We start from the raw sequence: 18,952 nt of genomic DNA, 5'->3' as shown, positions 1-18,952 counted from the left end.
ACCGTTACACCCTGTAAAGGTGCTTGCGTTCCATCAGACCAAAAGACCAGACGAGAGGAAGCTAAATCGCTTCCTCTCGTCTGGTCTTTATTTCATTTACTCTTCTTCCGGAAGGTCCGGGGGGAGAGGCCAACCTCTCTTTTGAACATATTGCAGAATTGGGCATCGTTTACAAACCCTGCAGCAGCTGAAACCTCAGCGATTTGCATTTGGGTATGAAGCAGCAGTGATTTCGCATAATTAATCCGCTTTAACAGAAGATAACGGAGCGGAGAATGTCCGAATCTTTCCTTGAATAAATGCCGGAACCTGTCATAGCTGTAGCCGGACATTTCTGCGAGCGATTGAACCGAAAGCTTATGGCGGTAATGCTCGTCCATATAGTTCAGAACATACTGCATCTGGTCCTCTGAAGGAGATGGCGTATGTCCCGTGCCAAGCAGCCGCAGCAGATGAACGATGATCTCACTCATCTGCAGATTCATAAGCTCAGTGTAGCCATCCCGTTTGCGGGAGAACTCCTCTTTCATCCGCAGCATGATCTGCAGCACGGTCTGATCCTTGTCGTCGTCATAGACTCCGGCTAAAGCGCGGAGATTCGGATGGCTGCAGATAAACCCTACGAACAGAACATCCGCCTCAGGCGTGTGTTTCTCATCATGCTTAAAGTTGGGCGGGATCAGCGCGAATGAATAGGGCCGGAAATGATAGTTGCGGGTCCCCACATTCGAGGAACCAAGCCCCTGGATGTAATAAATCAGTTCGAAGCATTCATGCTGATGCGGTGGGATATAAGTATTAGCTTCATGATCTGCACTTACAATATATAGGACTCGATCCATTGTGATCCTCCGTTATTCTGTCATTTAGCCGAATCGTGCAAAAACCTGACCGAATCCATATAAATATTTGCTGCCTTATTTGTTATGATCGTATCAATTAAACCGAAGATTCGCAACCAGACTGGCCATCTCGTTCGGGAATTGCCCGGTTTTTCAAGATTTATATCCATGTAATGTTTGCTTTTGAAAGTAATTCACTAATTTTCATAGTTTTTATGAATTTGCCGAAACTCAACGGGGTCATCGCTATAACACAAAACGTGCAATTGGGACATTCAGCCATTTCTTTAAGTTAAACCAACTACAAACAGGGGTGTGAACAAAAAAATGAAAAAGAACGTTCTTGCTTTATTGTTGCTCATGGTAATGGTACTTGTCACGGCTTGCGGAAATAATACGTCCGGCAATGGAAATACAGCAAATTCTGCAAATGATGCAGAAGGCGGAGAAGCGGCTGCAGGGGACAAGCTCAAGGTCGTGCTGCTGATTCCGGGAACGCTTGGAGATAAATCATTTTTTGATGCGGCCAATAATGGTCTGCAGAAGGTGAAGGATGAGCTTGGTGCGGAAACCAAGGTTGTAGAAATGGGAACCGACAAGACGAAATGGGAGCCTACGTTTAACGATATCGCCGCCGAGGATTGGGATGTTGTTATTTCGGGCGGATCGGAAATTACAGAGATGTTCAATGCAACGGCTGAAGCCAATCCGGATAAAAAATTCATCAACTATGACACGGACATCGAAGAAGCACCTGCCAATATGTACAACATGTCCTATTCCACCAATGAAGTATCCTTCTTGGCTGGTGCGGCAGCAGCATTGGCTACGCAATCCGATATGCCGAATGCGAATAAGGAGAACATCATCGGGTTTGTAGGCGGAATGGATATTCCCGGAATCAATGCTTTTCTGGTAGGTTACATTCAGGGCGCGCAATATGTTGATCCTGAGGTGAAGGTGGCAGTATCCTATGCGGGCGATTTCGTGAACCCGGCAAAAGGGAAAGAGCTGTCGCTGATTCAATACAACTCCGGCGTGGACATTATCTTCAACGTAGCGGGCGGAACTGGTCTTGGAATCTTCGATGCTGCCAAAGAGAAGACCAAATATGCCATCGGCGTCGATTCCGACCAAGCGATGCTGCTGAAAGATACAGACAACGACAAAGCCAACCTGATTGTTACATCCGCGATAAAAAAGATCGACAGTGCCATTCTTGGAGCAGTGAAGAAGCTGCAGGACGGAACGCTTGAAATGGGCAAACGTGATGTGCTCGGCTTTGTGGAAGACGGCGTGGGCATTGCAGAGAACGAGATCTATAAAAGCGTCTACCCGGCTGACCTGCAGGCCAAAGTTGAAGAAGTGAAGCAGAAGCTCATCAACAAAGAGATTACTGTAGACAATGCAATGGGCATGGAAACCTCGGAAGTTGAAGCTATCCGTAATGCCGTTAAACCTTAATCGTATTTATGATTTAACATGTTAACTCATGCAGTTGGAATTCTTCCGCAAGAAGATTTCCAGCTGCCTATTTTTGCAGACACCTAAGTTGAAAGGCGTTGATGACCCATGCAGAACGCTCTGCTGGAAATGCGGGGAATTACCAAAGTATATCCAAATGGCGTCGTTGCAAACAAAGACGTTCACTTTTCTCTGCGTGAAGGAGAGATCCATGCGATTGCGGGAGAGAATGGGGCCGGCAAATCGACCCTGATGAAGATTATGTTCGGGATGGAAGAGCCGAGTGAAGGCGAGATCTACATCAGGGGTGAAAAGGTGAAGCTGCAATCCCCCCAGGACGCCATTGACCGGGGCATTGGCATGGTCCATCAGCATTTCATGCTGGTGCCTTCCTTTACAGTAGCCGAGAATATGGTGCTTGGCATGGAGCCGCGCAAAGGCGTGAGCTTCAACTACAACGAAGCCGTGCGGTTGACCGAAGAGACGGCGCGTAAATATAACCTTGCGGTGAATGCCAAAGCCAAGGTCGAGGATCTTACCGTCGGCATGAAGCAGAAGGTGGAGATTCTGAAGGCACTGGTGCGCGGTGCCAAAATCCTGATTCTGGACGAGCCGACAGCGGTTCTGACTCCGCAGGAAACGGAAGAGCTGTTCCATGAGCTGCAGCAGCTTAGGGAGCAGGGTCATACGATTGTGTTTATTTCACACAAGCTGAAGGAGGTCAAAGCGATCTGCGACCGGATTTCGATCATGCGCGGCGGCAGAAGCGAAGGTGTCTTTCAGACGAAGGATGTAACGGAGCAGGAAATTTCACGGCTGATGGTGGGCCGGGATGTGGTCTTGAAATATGACAAGGACAACGTGGCTCTTGGGAACTCCGTGCTTTCGGTAGAAAGCCTGGGTGTCCATGACAGTCAGGGCAAGGCGCTGCTGTCGGACGTCAATTTCTCTGTCCGCGCAGGGCAGATTGTCGGAATTGCCGGTGTGGAAGGCAATGGGCAGTCGCAGCTGATTGAGGCTCTGACTGGCGGACTTCGCGGGGTGTCTTGTACCGGATCAGTCAAGGTGAAAGGGACGGAGATCCGTGAATCAGATATCCGTGACATTCGCGGACTGGGTGTCTCTTATATTCCAGAGGACCGGATGCGGCAGGGCTCAGCCGGGGAGGCCAGCATTTCCGATAACCTGATCTCTACCCGTTACCGCTCCAAGGATATGAATAAAGGGCCTCTTCTGCATGGCTCCAGAATTGCCAGCCTGGCCGCTTCATTGGTAGAGGAGTTCAAAGTGCGCTGCTCAGGACCGCAGCAGCCGATTGCCATGCTGTCGGGAGGAAATATGCAGAAGGTTGTAGTGGCGCGGGAATGTTCGACCGGGCCGGAGCTGCTGATTGCCGAGCAGCCGACCCGGGGCGTGGATATCGGCGCGGCCCAGTTCATTCACCAGAAGCTGCTGGAGCTGCGTTCCGGCAGCTGTGCCATTGTACTGGTGTCGGCGGACTTGAATGAAATTCTGGAGCTGAGCGATCAGTTACTCGTGATGTATGAAGGTCAGATTGTTGCCTGCTTCGATGAGCCTTCTAAGGTCAGCGAAGAGGAGCTCGGACTATATATGCTGGGGATCAACCGGCAGGACAAGCAGCACACCGGGAGGGCCGAAAACCATGTTTAAAGTCAAATATTTTGAGGCAATCCGGACAACAGCGGTCATATTGATTGCCCTGGTCATCGCCTTTATGATCATCTCGCTGGTCAGTGACCAGCCGCTCAAGACGATTGGCATTTTCTTATGGGAGCCTATATCCACGAAAGGGCATATCGGCAACGTGATCGAGATGGCCATTCCGCTGATGTTCACGGGTCTGGCCGTCTCCCTGCTGTTCCGGGCCAATATGTTCAACCTTGGTGCGGAAGGAATCTTTTATTTCTCCGGGGTAGTGACCTCGGTGCTGGCGATCCATTTGACCCTGAACAGCTGGATTCATCCGCTTGTGGCGATTGCAGCCGGTTCGATTGTAGGCGCTTTGCTGTCGGCGATTCCCGGAATTCTCAAGGCCAAGTGGAATGCCAACGAACTCGTTACCTCTTTAATGTTCAACAATATCCTGTTCGGGATTGGCCTGTATCTGCTCAACTATCATCTTCGTGATGCCAAGGCATTCGCCAACGTTTCTTTTAAATTCGAGAAGACGGCGCAGCTGGATAAAATCTTTCAGGGAACCCGGATTCATACCGGTCTTATTATCGTGCTGGTGCTTATTGTGCTCGCCCATCTGTTCCTCTACAAAACCAAGTGGGGCTATGAGCTGCGGATGACCGGTGTGAACCGGGAGTTTGCCCGCTACTCGGGAATGAAGACCGCCAAGGTCATCATCCTCGTCCACCTGATTGCAGGATTTATCGCCGGAATGGGCGGATCGGTGGAGGTGCTGGGGATGTACAACCGGTTCCAGTGGACCTCACTGCCGGGTTACGGCATGGACGGTGCACTTGTTGCGATGCTGGCCAAAAATAACCCGCTGTCCGTGATCGCCTCGGCGCTTTTCCTTGCGTATATCCGTATTGGAGCGGATCTGATGGCACGCCTGTCCGATGTGCCTTCCGAGATGATCTCGATCATCCAGGCTGTCATTATTCTGCTGATTTCCGCTGAACAGTTCCTGAAATTCTGGAAGAACCGGATGCTGCTGAAGGAGGCGAAAAATAACGTATGAACAGCCTGCTGGATGTTATTTTTACCACGGACTTTGCGTTCTCTCTGCTGCGTGTAACGACGCCAATTCTGTTCGCCGCGCTGGGTGCGCTGATCTCAAACCGGGCGGGTATTATCAATATCGGGATGGAAGGGATCATGCTGGTGTCCGCCTTGGCCGGTGTTATTGTAAGTGCCTATAGCCATAGTGCCTGGATAGGGCTGCTCGGTGCGGTGCTGTCGGGGACGATCATCGCCGGAATTCTGGCTTTTTTCACCCTGAGATTCAAGACGCATATCATTCTCGGCGGTGTGGCGATCAACATGTTCGCATCCGGAGGGACGGTATTTATCCTGTATCTGCTCAGCGGGGACAAGGGTTCTTCCACCTCCCTGGCGAGCAAGGTGCTGCCGAGTGTGCAGATTCCGCTGCTGAAGGATATTCCGGTGCTTGGCCCAATCCTCTCGGGGCACCATATTCTGACCTATTTCTCTATACTGTCTGTGCTGATCGTCTATTACCTGCTGAACCGTACACCGCTTGGCCTGCGCATCCGTTCCGTAGGGGAGAATCCGCATGCAGCCCAGTCGGTTGGTGTCAGTGTGATCAAGATTCAATATGCGGCTCTGCTGCTTAGCGGTTTTTTTGCCAGCCTGGGCGGCGCTTATATGTCGATGGGTTATCTGTCACTCTTTACCCGCGATATGATTGCAGGCCGGGGCTGGATTGCTATTGCGGCAGAATCAATGGGCCGGAGCACAACGGTCGGAACGGCGCTTACCTCACTCCTGTTCGGGGCCGCTGATGCGCTATCCAATGCGCTCCAGGTGCTGAAGATCCCGGCGGAGCTGATTGCGACGCTACCTTATGTGGCAACGGTCATCGGCCTGGTGATTTACGCGGTCTCCGAGACCCGGAAGAAGAACCGCAAAATAAAAACTACGACCACGAAATAATTCGGAATTCAGATACACACACAAGGGAGCGAACGTTATGCCAACACCTATAATTATTGACTGCGATCCGGGGCATGATGACGCGATTGCCATTCTGCTCGCGCTGGCTCATCCGGAGCAGCTGGAGATCCGGGGAATTACGACGGTTGGGGGCAACCAGATTCTGGACAAAATTACCGACAACGCGTTGAAGGTGCTCAGCTTTGTAAATGCCGACATTCCTGTGGCCAAAGGAGCAGTAGGTCCGCTGCTTGGCAAGCTGGTTACGGGCGCAGAAGCGCATGGGGAATCCGGGATGGACGGCCCGGCACTTCCGGCCAGCAAATTCAAGCCTGTAGATCAGGGGGCGGTAGAATTTATGCTGGATATTATCCGCTCTTCGGAGGAGAAGATTACACTTGTGCCGATGGCGCCTTTAACGAATATTGCCCTGCTGATCACCGCTTACCCAGAGGTGAAGGAAAGAATTGAGAAAATTTCACTGATGGGCGGCGGCTTGGCATACGGAAATGTAACAGTGACCGCAGAGTTCAACATTTATGTTGACCCGGAGGCAGCCCGGATCGTCTATGAATCCGGTATTCCGATTGTGATGAGCGGTCTGGATGTGACCGATCAGGCGGCTATATTTGAGGATGAAATTCTCGAACTGAAACGCCGGGGACCGGTCTCCGTCATGGTAGGGGAGCTGCTTGATTTCTATTCGATATATGGCAAAAAAATGGGCTATGTCGGCAACGCGCTGCATGATCCGTGTGCCGTGGCCTGGCTGCTGCACCCGGAGCTATTCGAATCACAGCATTTGTATGTCACGGTGGAGACGGAAGGCAAGCTGACCCGTGGGATGACCGTGGCCGACAGAAGGAAGAAACCGGACCGCGCCGCGAACACGGAGGTGCTGCTGGGGATCGACCGGGAAGCATTCATGAAGCTGCTGTTTGATTCGCTGGACAGACTTGACGGTGAGCTTCTGCTTGCGTCCGGGGGGAACTAGCGGATGGCTGGATGGGAACAGCTTCAGGAGACGGTCCGGCTGGAACTGCTGCAGCGGATGGAAGAAGGCTGCCAGGCCGGCAGTCTGACAGACAAGCTTGCCGCCGCCGGAAGCGATGAAATGAAGCTTATGGAGGTATACCGCGAGCTGATGGAGCTCAAGGTAGGTGAGGATTTCCCGTACCGGGAGCCGTCGGGTCTTGCGGAAATCCGCAGCCTGCGCCCGGATGGACCGCGGAAGCTTGACGCCCGGTGGAGTCCTGCGGAGTGGAGGGACAAGTTCTACGGGGCTTGGTTGGGCAGAAGTGTCGGCTGTGCGCTGGGTAAGCCGCTGGAATATTGGGATTACCTGTATGGCAAAGACGGCCGGCCGGGCTGGCAGAATATTGAGCTGTGGTTCCAGGGTGCTGACGCGTGGCCGATTACCGGCTATACCCCGGAGCATTCACGGGCGGAGAAGGAATACGGTCTGGGCTTAAGCGGCTGGTCCTTTACCAGTACCCGGGAGACCATCCGGTACATGGAGAGTGACGACGATATCCGCTATACGGTCCTCGGTCTGATGCTGCTGGAGCAGAAAGGCCTGGACTGGGATTCGTGGGATGTCGGTAAGCTGTGGCATGGAAATCTGACGTATAGCCAGGTCTGCACAGCAGAGACCCAGGCTTACATGAATTTTGCCCGGGAAACTTCCCATATGCATGGAGAAAAGCCGGCGGATTGGCCGCAGCGGCAGGAACGTGTGCGCATGTTTCTCAATCCGTACCGTGAATGGATCGGCGCCGCAATACGTGCGGACGGTTTGGCCTACGGGGCGGCCGGGTATCCGGAGCTCGCGGCGGAGCTGGGCTGGCGGGACGCCTCCTTCTCGCATGTGAAGAACGGAATCTATGGGGAGATGCTGAATGCCGCGATGATATCCGCCGCCTTCGCCGAGCAGGATAACGAGCGCATCCTGGAGATCGGGCTCAGCGAGATCCCAAGCACAAGCCGTCTGGCCAGTGATGTGAAACGCGGAATCGATATTGGCCGGAAGGCCAAAAGCGAACGTGAGCTGGTGAGCACAATCTGGGATCAATTCAGCCATTATGATCCGGTGCACACCAATAATAATGCTGCGCTGGTCGCCGCCTCACTTGTCTACGGCGGCAATGATTTCGAGAAGGCCGTAGTCACCTCTGTATACGGCGGGATGGATACGGATTGCAACGGTGCCACGGTCGGCTCGATTATGGGAGCGAAGCTTGGCGCGAAGGAGCTGCCGGCGAGCTGGACAGCGCCGCTGAATGACACACTATACGCCGATCTGCCCGGCTTCCATCCGATAGCCATATCGGAATGCGCCGAACGGAGTTATCAGGTATTTCTGAAGATCCGCAAGGAGCTTGAGACACAAGAACAGCAAGTTTGAGTGAAACATAGGGATGTTCCACAGCCTTGTAAAGAAGGCCGGGGAACATCCCTTTTTGTATCCGAAAGATCTGCGGCTTCTGCGGGAGTACCTTGGTTAATGCCTGTAATTTACTGAAATGGGAAGTTATCTTGGATACAGTATTTATGCCCAGGACCTATTCCATAACTTAGTCTATCTGTGTTAGCATGATCTATAGTAATTTTGCTAACGTATCTCTCTATAAAAAAAGGATATGAAGGAGCGAGACTCATGCTGAAGGTCATGCTTGTTGACGATGAACCGTGGGTTCTTGAAGGTCTGAGAACGATGGTGAATTGGGGGAAGTTCGGTTTCGAGATATGCGGGGAAGCCCTGAACGGCCCGGATGCGCTCAGGCTTATCCAGGAGCAGAAGCCGGATTTAGTATTAACGGATATCAATATGCCCGTATTCAATGGTCTCGAATTGATTGCCAAGCTAAATGTAAGTATGGCCAAGCCGCCAAAGTTTGTCATTCTAAGCGGTTATGACGATTTCCAGTATGCCCGGACCGCGCTCCGCCAGCGGGTGGATCAATACCTGCTGAAGCCGATCGACGACGAAGAAATCGAGTCCTTGCTGGGCAAGATGCAAACGATCATTCAAAATGAAATCGCTTCCAATATGGATCGTCAGAAAAAGCGGGCATTTATCGTAAATAATCTGATCACTCGTCTGATTCAGGGTGAGCATAGTGAAGAGCTGCGGGTTATGGCGGTCAATCTGCTGAACCTGCAGCCGGATACGGAGCTGGTATGCATTCTTATCGCCCCGCCTTATACCGCCGTCGATATCGACCAGCGCCTAAATGATTATTTCCCCTGGGAATCCACTTGTTTCTTTCAGGATGCGGCGGGCCGGTCGGGCATGATGATTCAGTCGGCTTCGATCAGCTGCGATAGTCTGGCGGAGAATGCCAGAAGGCTCCAGAAAGCACTTGCGGAACAGCTGCTTGAGCCGGCAGCCATCATGATCAGTGACAGAATGAACGGGATAGAGTCCATGCGGGAAATTTATTCGCAGACGCTTGAAGTATGGAAGCTGAAGTACCACCGGGAGAAGGGCGGAGTCTTTTTTTATAGTGACCTCAAGAGAATGAGTACAGGGGCGGAGCTTCAGAATGACAATCTGGAGAGGCTGCTGGAGAAGGTTAAGGCTAACGATACGGCTGGAATTGAGCCCAGTATCAGGGAACTATTCTCTTCTTTTGCAGAACAGCTGCTGACTGTTGAAGCGGTACAGGCTCAGGTGGCTCACCTGGAGATGACGTTATGCCGGCTGCTGGCGGAGATGAACGGGGACCCGGCTACCCTTATGAATGAGCTTCAGAAGGAATATGGAGAACTCGGCAGTCTCGGTGATTATTTTATGCTGGGCAAATACGCGGATGGACTATGCAGGCAGACAGCTGTCTATCTGGCAGAGCTGCACAGCGCCAATGAAGGGAATACGATTTTTAACGTTATCCAGTATGTCGATCTTGAATTCCGCAACAAGCTGCAGCTTCAGGAGCTGGCGAGACAATTCCACATGAATTCCGCTTATTTGGGACAACTGTTCCGTAAAGAGACAGGCCGCAGCTTCAGCGAGTATTTGAATGAGAAACGCATTGAAGCCGCGAAAGGACTTCTTAAGCGGACGCAGCTGAAAATCTCCGATATTGCCCTTCAAGTTGGGTTCTCCAATACGGATTATTTTATCGATAAATTCAAGCTGATCGTGGGTGTTGTGCCCTCGGTCTATAAAAATGCCAAAAAGAATAAGCAGCTCTAAGAAAGCCGGGTGCATGAGGCATGGAAACCAAAAAAGTAAGAAGATTCGGAAATATCGTCAACGACATTCCCCTGAATTATAAGTTCATCCTCATTTACATCGTGGGTGTGCTGTTGCCGATTATGGTAATCAATCTGGTCTTTCTGGACCGGATCTCGGATTTGATCAAATCAAGGGAGCAGCAGAACCTGGAGATTTCTTTGGAGCGGGCGCGAAAGGACGTTCATGATTTTATCGAAGGTGGCGTAGCTGTCAGCTACACGCTGTCTGCGGATAAGAGTCTGTATGAAATGCTGGACCGGACGTATAAGGACTCGATTGACTTTTACAATACCTATGATGAGCAGCTGCGGGACCGGCTCAACAGCTATATGCCGGTGAATAATCAGATCGAGCGGATCAGTGTATTCACCAATAATACATCGATTGTGTCCGGCGGCAACTATCAGGTCATGAACCAGAAGGTCTGGAAGAGCGAATGGTACAAGCAGACGAGAGCATCTGGCAACCGGGTTGTTGTCACCGCTTACAGGAACAGCGAGAACGAGCTCGGCACCTCTTCCATTCCCATGCTCAGCGTGGTTGAGCAGATGGATAATTACAGCTCACTGAATAAATTTGATAAGCTGCTGCGGATTGATCTGGATCTTAGTGAAATTTACGACATCATTGTCAGGGAAAAAGACTATCTGAGCCTGTACCTGGTCAATGAGCAGAATCAGATCGTCATGTCAGCGGACGGCGGTTACCAGCGGGTGACAGATGAGCCGTATCCGCTGTTAGAACAGCTGGATGACGGCCAGCAGGAGGACGTTCATGTTGTGGCTGTAGGCACAGCCAACTACCTCAAGGGCTGGAGAATTATCGGAATTACCCAGGGAGAGCGGCTTACCCAGGCCATTCTGGATATGCAGCTGTATGCGGCAGTTCTGGCGACAACAGTCACCCTGCTGACCTCCTGCTTTATCTACGTGATGTTAAGATCCTATAATTACCGCGTGAAACGGCTGTCCAGACATATGCAGAAGGTATCGAACGAAAAGTTTGAGCTGATCCGCATCGACGAGGGCCGGGATGAGATCGGCGGCCTGATCCATAATTTCAACCGGATGACCTCCAGGATCAATTCGTTGATTAATGATGTGTATAAGCTGGAGATTCAGAGCAAGAATCTGGAGATGGAGCGGGTCAGGGCGGAGCTCAATTTCCTGCAAAGCCAGATGAACCCGCATTTTCTGTTCAATACCTTAAATGCAATTCTTGTTGTCTGCACCAAAAACAACTACTCCGATGTGACAGATATTGTGAAGAGCTTGTCGAAGCTGCTGCGCAGGCTGCTCAGCTGGAAGGAGGATGTGGTGTCGGTGCAGGAGGAAATGTCGTTTATTGAGATGTATCTGAAGATTGAAAAGTTTAGGTTCAGGGATAAATTTGACTATCAGTTTGACATTGATGAGCAGGCGCTGCGGTACAAGATTCCGAAGCTGAGCATGCAGCCGCTTGTGGAGAATTCCTGCAAGCACGGCCTGCAGACCATAGAGGGGCTTGGCATTATTAGGGTGAGGGCAGCGGTTCAGGATAACCGCCTGCAGATCACGGTTTCGGATAACGGCAAAGGGATGGAAGCCGCGAAGCTGAAAGGGCTGTTGTCCGCGATCTCCACGGAGGACTCCTCTCGAGCGAACATCGGACTCCGCAACGTGTACCGCAGACTGGAGCTGAATTATGCGGATCAGGTACGCTTTGAGATTGTCAGTGCGCCGAACCAGGGGACGGTAGTTTCCTTCGGTATCCCGCTTAAGCTGCTTGAACAAATTAGTCCGCCGGGAAATGAGGGGAACTTATGAAGTATAAAGTGCTGTTGATTGATGATGAACCGAGTGCCCTGGAGGGTATGCTGCTATGGATTGATTGGCAGGAGCTGGGGTTCGAAGTGTGCGGAACCAGCAGCAATGGCAGGCAAGGGCTGCAGCAGATGAAGGAGCTAGAGCCGGATCTGGTCATTACGGATGTGAATATGCCGTTGCTGAACGGGCTGGAGATGATTGCCGCCTGGCAGCGGGAGGGCCAAAGAGAGATTAAATTTGCCATATTGAGCGGCTACAGCGAGTTCGAATATGCCCAGACAGCTATCCGGTACGGCATTAACCATTATCTGCTCAAACCGGTATTTCCGGAAGAGGCGGCGGAGGAATTGCGGGAAATACACCAGGAGCTGAAGCAGGAGACCCGCAGCCGGATGATGAATCTGATCGCGACGTCGGAGGAGAGTAGCACTCTTATTAAGGAACTGCTGAATGAAAATCCGGTAGACAAGACCTATACTGCGCTGTATGCCAGGCTGTCGGAGGGCATCAGCTACTGGAACCTGTGCCTGATTCAAAGTGCGCCGGAAATGTACGCAGAGGTAAGAGAAAAGGCGGCATCCCTGCTGACCGGGAAAGCTGTGATGTATTTGATTGATCTGGACGCCGGAAGCTTCGGCATTGTGTATGCGAGTTCCCCGCATGCCGTGGAGGGCGACGGCATTCATGAGCTGACGCTTGCCTTGCGGGAGGCGTACCCTGGCCAGCCCTTATTTATTGCGGGTGGAGACCATGAAGAATCCTTGTGCTGTATAGCGAACTGTTACCGGACGGCCAAAGAAGCGCTTATGCATTATTTCTACCAGCCGGAGAATTCCGGATTGTTGGCCTATCGGGAGATCCGGGAGCAGACATTCAGCTATCACTATGATCCTATCCGGCTGATCGATGCCTTGCTCAGCCCGGTCAATACATTGGATATTGCCGGTTACCGCCAGGCTGTGGATGAGGCAGCCCGCGGCTTTCGGGAGAAGCGGGTCGCCCCGGAGGTAGTGAAGAAGTTTGCAATTCATATTATGTACCGCATACAGGAGCTGACCCCTGAAGCGGGGGGAGAACATGGGGAGAATGCAGCCAAGGCCTTTAAGCTTCCTGAAATTCAGCATTCCATGATGAGTTTGAGCGGGTTAATGGACCACCTGCGGACCTTCGGCGAGAGCAGTATTGAACTGCTTCTGCAGGAGCAGGACGAGTGCTCGCACGGAATCGTGCGGGAGATCAATCAGTATATCCAGCAGCATTACCGTGAAAGCCTGAGCATTCAGAAGCTGGCAGAAGTCTTTTTCCTGCACCCGGTTTATCTGGGACAGCTGCTAATGAAGAAGAACGGAATCAACTTCAATGAGCAGCTTCATAACCTGCGGATCGCGGAGGCCACGGTGCTGCTGCGTGAGCATAAATTAAAGCTTTCAGAAATTGCCGAGCAGGTGGGCTATGCCAATTATGGACAGTTTCTGAAGCAATTTGAGAAGAAAATGCATATGGGACCGAATGAATACCGGAATGCAAAGTTCTAAACTTTTTGGGGATACACCTTTAATTCAGTCGTATTTTACAGGCATTATCACCTCTATAATTTATAAATGTAAGTGCTTACAAGATGCGGCGTCAAAAAATTATGGAGGTGCTTTATGGGGGGCAAGTCTAAAACAACGTTTAAGTTTTCCCTGATTATGCTGTTATCCCTGAGCTTTACCCTCGCCGGATGCGGCGGGAACAACAACACCAAGAACAAGGCTAAAGTGGAAGAGACCGGTGGAGCACAAACTACGGCGGCTGCAACTTCAGGCGACAAAGTCGAGCCGTTCAACATTAGCATCTTCCTCGGCGAAGCCGGACAGCAGCCGACGCCGGACAATAAGATTTACAAGAAAATCAAAGAAGAAACGGGTGCCAGCTTCAATTTTGAATTTTTGGCGGGCGACATCAACCAGAAGCTGGGTGTTATGATTGCCGGCCAGGATTACCCGGATATGATGACGGGCAATACGAAGCTGACGGCTGCAGGCGCCTACATTCCGCTTGAAGATTTGATTGAACAATACGCACCGAATTTGAAAGCGCATTACGCCGATTACTGGAACATGATGAAAGACCCGAATGACGGACATATTTATATCCTGCCAAATTACGGGGTGTACAACGGTAAGGTCAATAGTGCCTATTATTCGGGTCCTGCCTTCTGGATTCAAAAGGCAATTCTCAAGGAGTTCGGTTATCCAAAGGTCAAGACGCTTGATGAATATTTCGATCTGATTGAAAAATATAAGGAGAAATATCCAAAGATTGACGGAAGCCCGACCATCGGGTTCGAAATTCTTAACTCTGACTGGAGAAACTGGGGTCTGTTCAATGCGCCGCAGCATCTGATCGGCCATCCGAACGATGGCGGTGTAGTTGTAAATGACGGCGTGGCCGAAATTTTCGCAGACAAAGATTATGCCAAGCAATACTACCAGAAACTGAACGAAGTCAATCAGAAGGGCCTGATTGACAAAGAGACCTTTGTTCAGAACTATGACCAGTATATGGCGAAGCTGTCCAGCGGTACGGTTCTGGGGATGTTTGACCAGCACTGGAACTTTGGCTCTGCCGAAGAATCGCTGACCACGCAGAATAAAATCGAGCGTACTTACGTAGGTCTTCCGCTTGTATACGATACGGCTACTAAAGACTACTATCGCGATAGAGCGGCTTTGAACCTGAACAACGGCTTCGGTATCAGCATCAACGCTAAAGATCCGGTGAAGATTATCAAACTGTTGGATACACTGATCAGCGAAGACTGGCAGAAGACGTTTGCCTGGGGGATTGAAGGCGAGGATTACATCGTGAACGAGAAAGGCCGCTTCATGAGAACACAGGAGCAGCGCGATAAAGCTACAGATGCGACATGGCAGCTTGCCAACAAGGCCAAATCGCTGTACAGCTGGATGCCTAAAATTGAGGGCAGCTTCAACGACGGCAATGCCACCGGCGTATCCGAGCAGCCTGAAGAATATCAAGCCGGCTTAAAACCTTTTGACAAGGAGTTCCTGGATGCTTATGGCTTTAACAGCTATGTCGATTTCTTCAGCGAACCCCCTGCTAACCCTGTCTATTACCCGGCCTGGTCCATCGATTTGGTGGAAGGCTCGGATGCCAAAATCGCCAACACCAAGCTGAATGAATTGTCGACAAAGTTCCTGCCTAAAGCCATCCTTGCCAGCCCGGCAGAATTTGATTCCGTCTGGGGCGATTATGTCGGAGAGGTTAAGAAGGCCAATGTAAAGGCTTATGAAGACAAGATCAATGAGCAGATTAAATGGAGAATTGATAACTGGAGTAAATAACGAAGCATAGGTGGGGGGCCGGTTCCGGCCTTCCACCTGCTAAATTAAAATGATTGAGTGGGGAGACAACTACTATGGATGAGACCCTAGAAATAGATACCGTCGTCCGGCATCCCAAGAAAAAGAAGAAGAAGAAGAAGCGGCCCGTCACCTGGTCGTTGATCAAAAGCCAGAATCAGCTCATATGGATGTCTGTACCTCTAATGCTCTATATTATTCTTTTTGCCTATGTCCCCGTCTGGGGCTGGACAATGGCTTTCCAGAATTACAAGCCGGCCAAGTCCTTCAGCGAACAGGAATGGGTAGGATTGAAGCAATTCAAGTTTCTGTTTACCGATGATAATTTCCTCCGGGTGCTGCGCAATACATTGGCGATGGGGATTATCAATCTTGTGCTTGGTTTTGTTACGGCCATCGTACTCGCGCTGCTGCTGAATGAAATCAAGAAGGTGTTCTGGAAAAGAACCGTGCAGACGATTTCCTATCTGCCGCACTTTTTGTCCTGGATTATTGTTACCGGCATTGTGGCCACCTCGCTGTCCATCAATGACGGGATTGTCAACATCGTTCTGATGAAGCTGCATCTGATTAAAGAGCCGATTCTATGGCTCAGTGAAGGCAAGTATTTCTGGGGAATAGTAGGCGCCTCGCATGTCTGGAAGGAAGTCGGCTGGAATACGATTATTTATCTCGCGGCCATTGCCTCCATTGATCCAGCACTTTATGAAGCCGCCGAAATTGACGGCGCGAACCGCTACAAGAAAATGATGTTTGTAACTTTGCCTGGTATTAAAGCAACGATCGTAATTCTGATGATTATGTCCATAGGGCATGTCCTGGAAGCGGGCTTTGAGGTTCAGTACCTGCTCGGCAACGGGCTTGTTGTGGACTGGGCGGAAACGATAGATATATTCGTGCTTAAATACGGGCTTGCCCAAGGGAATTATTCACTCGCGACTGCTGGCGGGATTTTTAAAACCGTCGTCAGCGTAACATTGCTGCTTATGGCTAACGGAATTTCTAAGCGGCTTGGGGAAGAGAGGCTGTTATAACCATGGATAACCGACAGATTAGCCCTCAGAAAAAAGCAGGCTTCACGATGAAAAAGAGCTTAGGCACCGGCAGGCTTGAACCGATTCTATTCACTTCGTTCAATACGGTCTTTATGATCTGCCTGGTGCTTGTGACATTATATCCGTTCCTTAATACCATTGCTGTTTCGTTCAACGCGGGCAATGATACGATCCGCGGCGGCATTTACTTATGGCCGAGAGTCTGGACTGTTCAGAACTACAAGGCGATCTTTGCCTCAGGGACAATTTATGACGCATTTCTGATATCAGTGGCGCGCACAGTGATTTCAACGATTCTAAACATTTTCCTGACGACCATGCTTGCCTACACATTAAGCCGGAAGGAATATGTATTCCGCAAGCCGATTACTGTGATCTTTGTACTCACCATGTATTTCAGCGCCGGTTTGATTCCAGGGTATTTCCTGATCAAGGATCTGCACCTGCTGAACAGCTTCTGGGTATATATTCTCCCGTCCATGATCAGCGCATTTAATATGATCGTCATCCGTACGTACATCGGCACGATTCCGGAAAGTCTGCTGGAATCGGCGAGAATCGACGGTGCAGGGGATTTCAGAATTTTCATGAAGGTTGTTTTCCCTTTGTGCAAGCCGGTGCTCGCTACCATTGCCCTGTTTGTGGCTGTCGGCGCGTGGAACTCCTGGTTTGATGCCTTTATCTATACCTCTTCCAGACAGAATCTTAGTACCCTGCAATATGAGCTGATGAAGCTGTTATCTTCAACGATGAATTCCAACAGCAATCCGAACGTTTCCGCCGGGGTAGGGATGGATCAGGAATCGGCCAGAGCGTTGGTGACGCCGTTGTCGATCCGGGCCGCTATTACCGTAGTGGCTTCGGTACCTATCTTGCTCGTCTATCCGTTCATGCAGAAATATTTTGTTGTGGGCCTGAATGTGGGCAGTGTGAAGGAATAACGCAATCGTAATTACTGATACAGAAAGGTTGTCTGCAGGCTATGAACCCGTCTTCAACACAATACGCGAACCCGGTTCTTCCGGGCTTCTATCCCGATCCGAGCATAACCCGGGCTGGGGAAGATTATTATCTCGTGTGCAGCTCCTTTGAATATTTTCCGGGAGTGCCGATTTTTCACAGCCGGGATCTGATTCACTGGAAACAGATCGGCCATGTGCTGGACCGGATCAGCCAGTTGGATATCCGCGGCTGCGGCAGCTCCGACGGCATTTATGCACCAACGATCCGCTATCATGAAGGAACCTTCTATATGATTACAACGGATGTGCGGGGAAGAGGCAACTTTTACGTTACAGCAACCGATCCTGCGGGGCCCTGGTCAGATCCGATCATTGTCCCGTTCGGGGGGATCGACCCTTCCTTGATGTTTGACGAGGATGGCAAAGTTTATGTGACCACTCAGCAGGGAGCTAATTATGATTCCCATGTCATCCAGTATGAGATTAATATCACTACCGGAGAGGCGTTGTCCGAACCGGTTGTGATCTGGACCGGTGACGGCGGGCCTTGGACGGAAGGTCCGCATTTATACAAGATAAACGGATTGTATTATATTATGGCGGCTTCAGGCGGGACGGCCAAGGAACACCGTGAGATTATCGGGCGCAGCAGTTCCCCGTACGGGCCGTTCGAGCGGCTGCCGCAGCCCATTCTGACACACAGAGGGATTGATCACCCGATTCAGTATTTGGGCCATGCCGATCTGATTGAGGGGCCGGACGGGAACTGGTGGGCTGTCTTTCTGGGTGTGAGGCTTGGAGAACACGGCTATGGAGTGCTCGGACGGGAGACGTATCTTGCACCGGTGCACTGGAATGAAGACGGCTGGCCGATGATTGATAATAATGAAGGAACAGTTGAGCTGGAGATGAAGGTGCCGCGTCCGTCAAAAGGTTCGCCGCAGCCTGTTGAATATAACGGGCGGCATGAATTTGCAGACAGCGTACTGCCGTATGCACTGACCTTTCTGCGCAATCCGGCAGAGGGCAGCTGGTCTTTGCAGGCACGGCCAGGCTGGCTGGCGCTGCGCGGACAGCCGGGAAGTCTGAACGAGATCGGCCAGGTGGCTTTCGCCGGCAGAAGGCAGCAGCATGTGGCTGCGGAATGGAGCACCCTGCTGGAGCTGGATAGCGGGGCGGACGGTGAAGAAGCCGGTCTATGCGCCCGTATGAATGAGCAGGCGCATTATGAAATTGGCCTGGCACAAAAAGACGGCCAAAGAGTGATATCCGCCTATTTGACGGTGAAAGGACATACACAGCTTGCGGCGGAGGTTCCTGCCCCAACCGGCAAAGCCTACCTGAAAATTGCAGCCGATGCTGCCGAATATTATCTTCTCTATTCCTTGGACGGTGAGAAATGGATCAAGCTGGCTTCGGGAGCCGCCTATGCCTTGTCGCCGCAGGCGGTAGAAGGCAACGGTTTTACCGGTGTGGTAATCGGCCTGTACGCTACAGGCCATGGCAAAACAGCGGAAGCGACGGCTTACTTCGACTGGTTTGATTACCGCTCATTATAGGCTAACAAA

At 51.1% G+C, this 18,952-nt stretch carries 14 protein-coding genes; 13 read left to right on the top strand and 1 reads right to left on the bottom strand.

The window, feature by feature from the left end:
* Positions 1-92: 92 nt before the first annotated feature.
* Positions 93-842: an AraC family transcriptional regulator gene (locus MHI45_RS13590; protein WP_076112557.1), complete on the bottom strand. Its 750-nt coding sequence runs from the start codon at positions 840-842 to the stop codon at positions 93-95.
* A 327-nt stretch (positions 843-1,169) separates the two neighbouring features.
* Between MHI45_RS13590 and MHI45_RS13585 the strand changes: the two genes are divergently transcribed.
* The 13 genes from MHI45_RS13585 (at position 1,170) to MHI45_RS13525 (ending at position 18,943) form a co-directional block, all read left to right on the top strand.
* On the top strand, positions 1,170-2,306 hold the full coding sequence (locus MHI45_RS13585) for a BMP family ABC transporter substrate-binding protein (protein ID WP_038596449.1): 1,137 nt from the start codon (positions 1,170-1,172) through the stop codon (positions 2,304-2,306).
* A gap of 108 nt (positions 2,307-2,414) precedes the next feature.
* Positions 2,415-3,977 carry an ABC transporter ATP-binding protein gene (locus tag MHI45_RS13580; protein ID WP_076112558.1) on the top strand — a complete coding sequence of 521 codons (1,563 nt, stop codon included), beginning with the start codon at positions 2,415-2,417 and terminating at the stop codon, positions 3,975-3,977.
* Positions 3,970-5,019, top strand: coding sequence for an ABC transporter permease (locus MHI45_RS13575; protein WP_038596445.1), 1,050 nt, complete (start codon positions 3,970-3,972; stop codon positions 5,017-5,019). The genes MHI45_RS13580 and MHI45_RS13575 overlap by 8 nt, the downstream gene beginning before the upstream one ends.
* A complete protein-coding gene (locus MHI45_RS13570) occupies positions 5,016-5,954 on the top strand; it encodes an ABC transporter permease (protein ID WP_038596443.1) in 939 nt (312 codons plus the stop codon). Before MHI45_RS13575 ends, MHI45_RS13570 begins: the two co-directional genes overlap by 4 nt.
* A 37-nt stretch (positions 5,955-5,991) precedes the next feature.
* Positions 5,992-6,948 carry a nucleoside hydrolase gene (locus MHI45_RS13565; RefSeq protein ID WP_076112559.1) on the top strand — a complete coding sequence of 319 codons (957 nt, stop codon included), beginning with the start codon at positions 5,992-5,994 and terminating at the stop codon, positions 6,946-6,948.
* Between the two features lie 3 nt (positions 6,949-6,951).
* Complete coding sequence (locus MHI45_RS13560) at positions 6,952-8,358, top strand: ADP-ribosylglycohydrolase family protein (RefSeq protein WP_076112560.1); 1,407 nt, start codon at positions 6,952-6,954, stop codon at positions 8,356-8,358.
* A 252-nt stretch (positions 8,359-8,610) separates the two neighbouring features.
* Entirely contained in the window at positions 8,611-10,152 is a 1,542-nt protein-coding gene (locus MHI45_RS13555) for a response regulator transcription factor (RefSeq protein WP_076112561.1), read from the top strand.
* 20 nt (positions 10,153-10,172) lie between these two features.
* Positions 10,173-11,999, top strand: coding sequence for a sensor histidine kinase (locus MHI45_RS13550; RefSeq protein ID WP_076112562.1), 1,827 nt, complete (start codon positions 10,173-10,175; stop codon positions 11,997-11,999).
* The gene (locus tag MHI45_RS13545) at positions 11,996-13,534 is read left to right on the top strand and encodes a response regulator transcription factor (RefSeq protein ID WP_076112563.1); all 1,539 of its coding nucleotides are present in this window, start codon (positions 11,996-11,998) and stop codon (positions 13,532-13,534) included. The genes MHI45_RS13550 and MHI45_RS13545 overlap by 4 nt, the downstream gene beginning before the upstream one ends.
* Before the next feature lie 114 nt (positions 13,535-13,648).
* Positions 13,649-15,349 (top strand): extracellular solute-binding protein, encoded by a 1,701-nt coding sequence (locus tag MHI45_RS13540; RefSeq protein ID WP_076112564.1) that lies wholly within the window; start codon positions 13,649-13,651, stop codon positions 15,347-15,349.
* A 74-nt stretch (positions 15,350-15,423) separates the two neighbouring features.
* A complete protein-coding gene (locus MHI45_RS13535) occupies positions 15,424-16,401 on the top strand; it encodes an ABC transporter permease (RefSeq protein WP_076112565.1) in 978 nt (325 codons plus the stop codon).
* A gap of 2 nt (positions 16,402-16,403) precedes the next feature.
* Positions 16,404-17,363 carry a carbohydrate ABC transporter permease gene (locus MHI45_RS13530; RefSeq protein ID WP_083675782.1) on the top strand — a complete coding sequence of 320 codons (960 nt, stop codon included), beginning with the start codon at positions 16,404-16,406 and terminating at the stop codon, positions 17,361-17,363.
* Between the two features lie 41 nt (positions 17,364-17,404).
* Positions 17,405-18,943: a glycoside hydrolase family 43 protein gene (locus tag MHI45_RS13525; RefSeq protein ID WP_076112566.1), complete on the top strand. Its 1,539-nt coding sequence runs from the start codon at positions 17,405-17,407 to the stop codon at positions 18,941-18,943.
* Positions 18,944-18,952: the final 9 nt, after the last annotated feature.

It is taken from the genome of Paenibacillus sp. FSL H3-0321 (assembly GCF_038002865.1).
In the GTDB taxonomy this organism is placed as follows: domain Bacteria; phylum Bacillota; class Bacilli; order Paenibacillales; family Paenibacillaceae; genus Paenibacillus_AQ.
The sequence above is the reverse complement of the archived record's forward strand: the minus strand, read 5'-3'. Positions and strand labels throughout refer to the sequence as shown.

Coding starts and splice junctions, on each gene's coding strand:
- MHI45_RS13590 (WP_076112557.1), bottom strand. CDS start 842: ATGGATCGAGTCCTATATATTGTAAGTGCAGATCATGAAGCTAATACT.
- MHI45_RS13585 (WP_038596449.1), top strand. CDS start 1,170: ATGAAAAAGAACGTTCTTGCTTTATTGTTGCTCATGGTAATGGTACTT.
- MHI45_RS13580 (WP_076112558.1), top strand. CDS start 2,415: ATGCAGAACGCTCTGCTGGAAATGCGGGGAATTACCAAAGTATATCCA.
- MHI45_RS13575 (WP_038596445.1), top strand. CDS start 3,970: ATGTTTAAAGTCAAATATTTTGAGGCAATCCGGACAACAGCGGTCATA.
- MHI45_RS13570 (WP_038596443.1), top strand. CDS start 5,016: ATGAACAGCCTGCTGGATGTTATTTTTACCACGGACTTTGCGTTCTCT.
- MHI45_RS13565 (WP_076112559.1), top strand. CDS start 5,992: ATGCCAACACCTATAATTATTGACTGCGATCCGGGGCATGATGACGCG.
- MHI45_RS13560 (WP_076112560.1), top strand. CDS start 6,952: ATGGCTGGATGGGAACAGCTTCAGGAGACGGTCCGGCTGGAACTGCTG.
- MHI45_RS13555 (WP_076112561.1), top strand. CDS start 8,611: ATGCTGAAGGTCATGCTTGTTGACGATGAACCGTGGGTTCTTGAAGGT.
- MHI45_RS13550 (WP_076112562.1), top strand. CDS start 10,173: ATGGAAACCAAAAAAGTAAGAAGATTCGGAAATATCGTCAACGACATT.
- MHI45_RS13545 (WP_076112563.1), top strand. CDS start 11,996: ATGAAGTATAAAGTGCTGTTGATTGATGATGAACCGAGTGCCCTGGAG.
- MHI45_RS13540 (WP_076112564.1), top strand. CDS start 13,649: ATGGGGGGCAAGTCTAAAACAACGTTTAAGTTTTCCCTGATTATGCTG.
- MHI45_RS13535 (WP_076112565.1), top strand. CDS start 15,424: ATGGATGAGACCCTAGAAATAGATACCGTCGTCCGGCATCCCAAGAAA.
- MHI45_RS13530 (WP_083675782.1), top strand. CDS start 16,404: ATGGATAACCGACAGATTAGCCCTCAGAAAAAAGCAGGCTTCACGATG.
- MHI45_RS13525 (WP_076112566.1), top strand. CDS start 17,405: ATGAACCCGTCTTCAACACAATACGCGAACCCGGTTCTTCCGGGCTTC.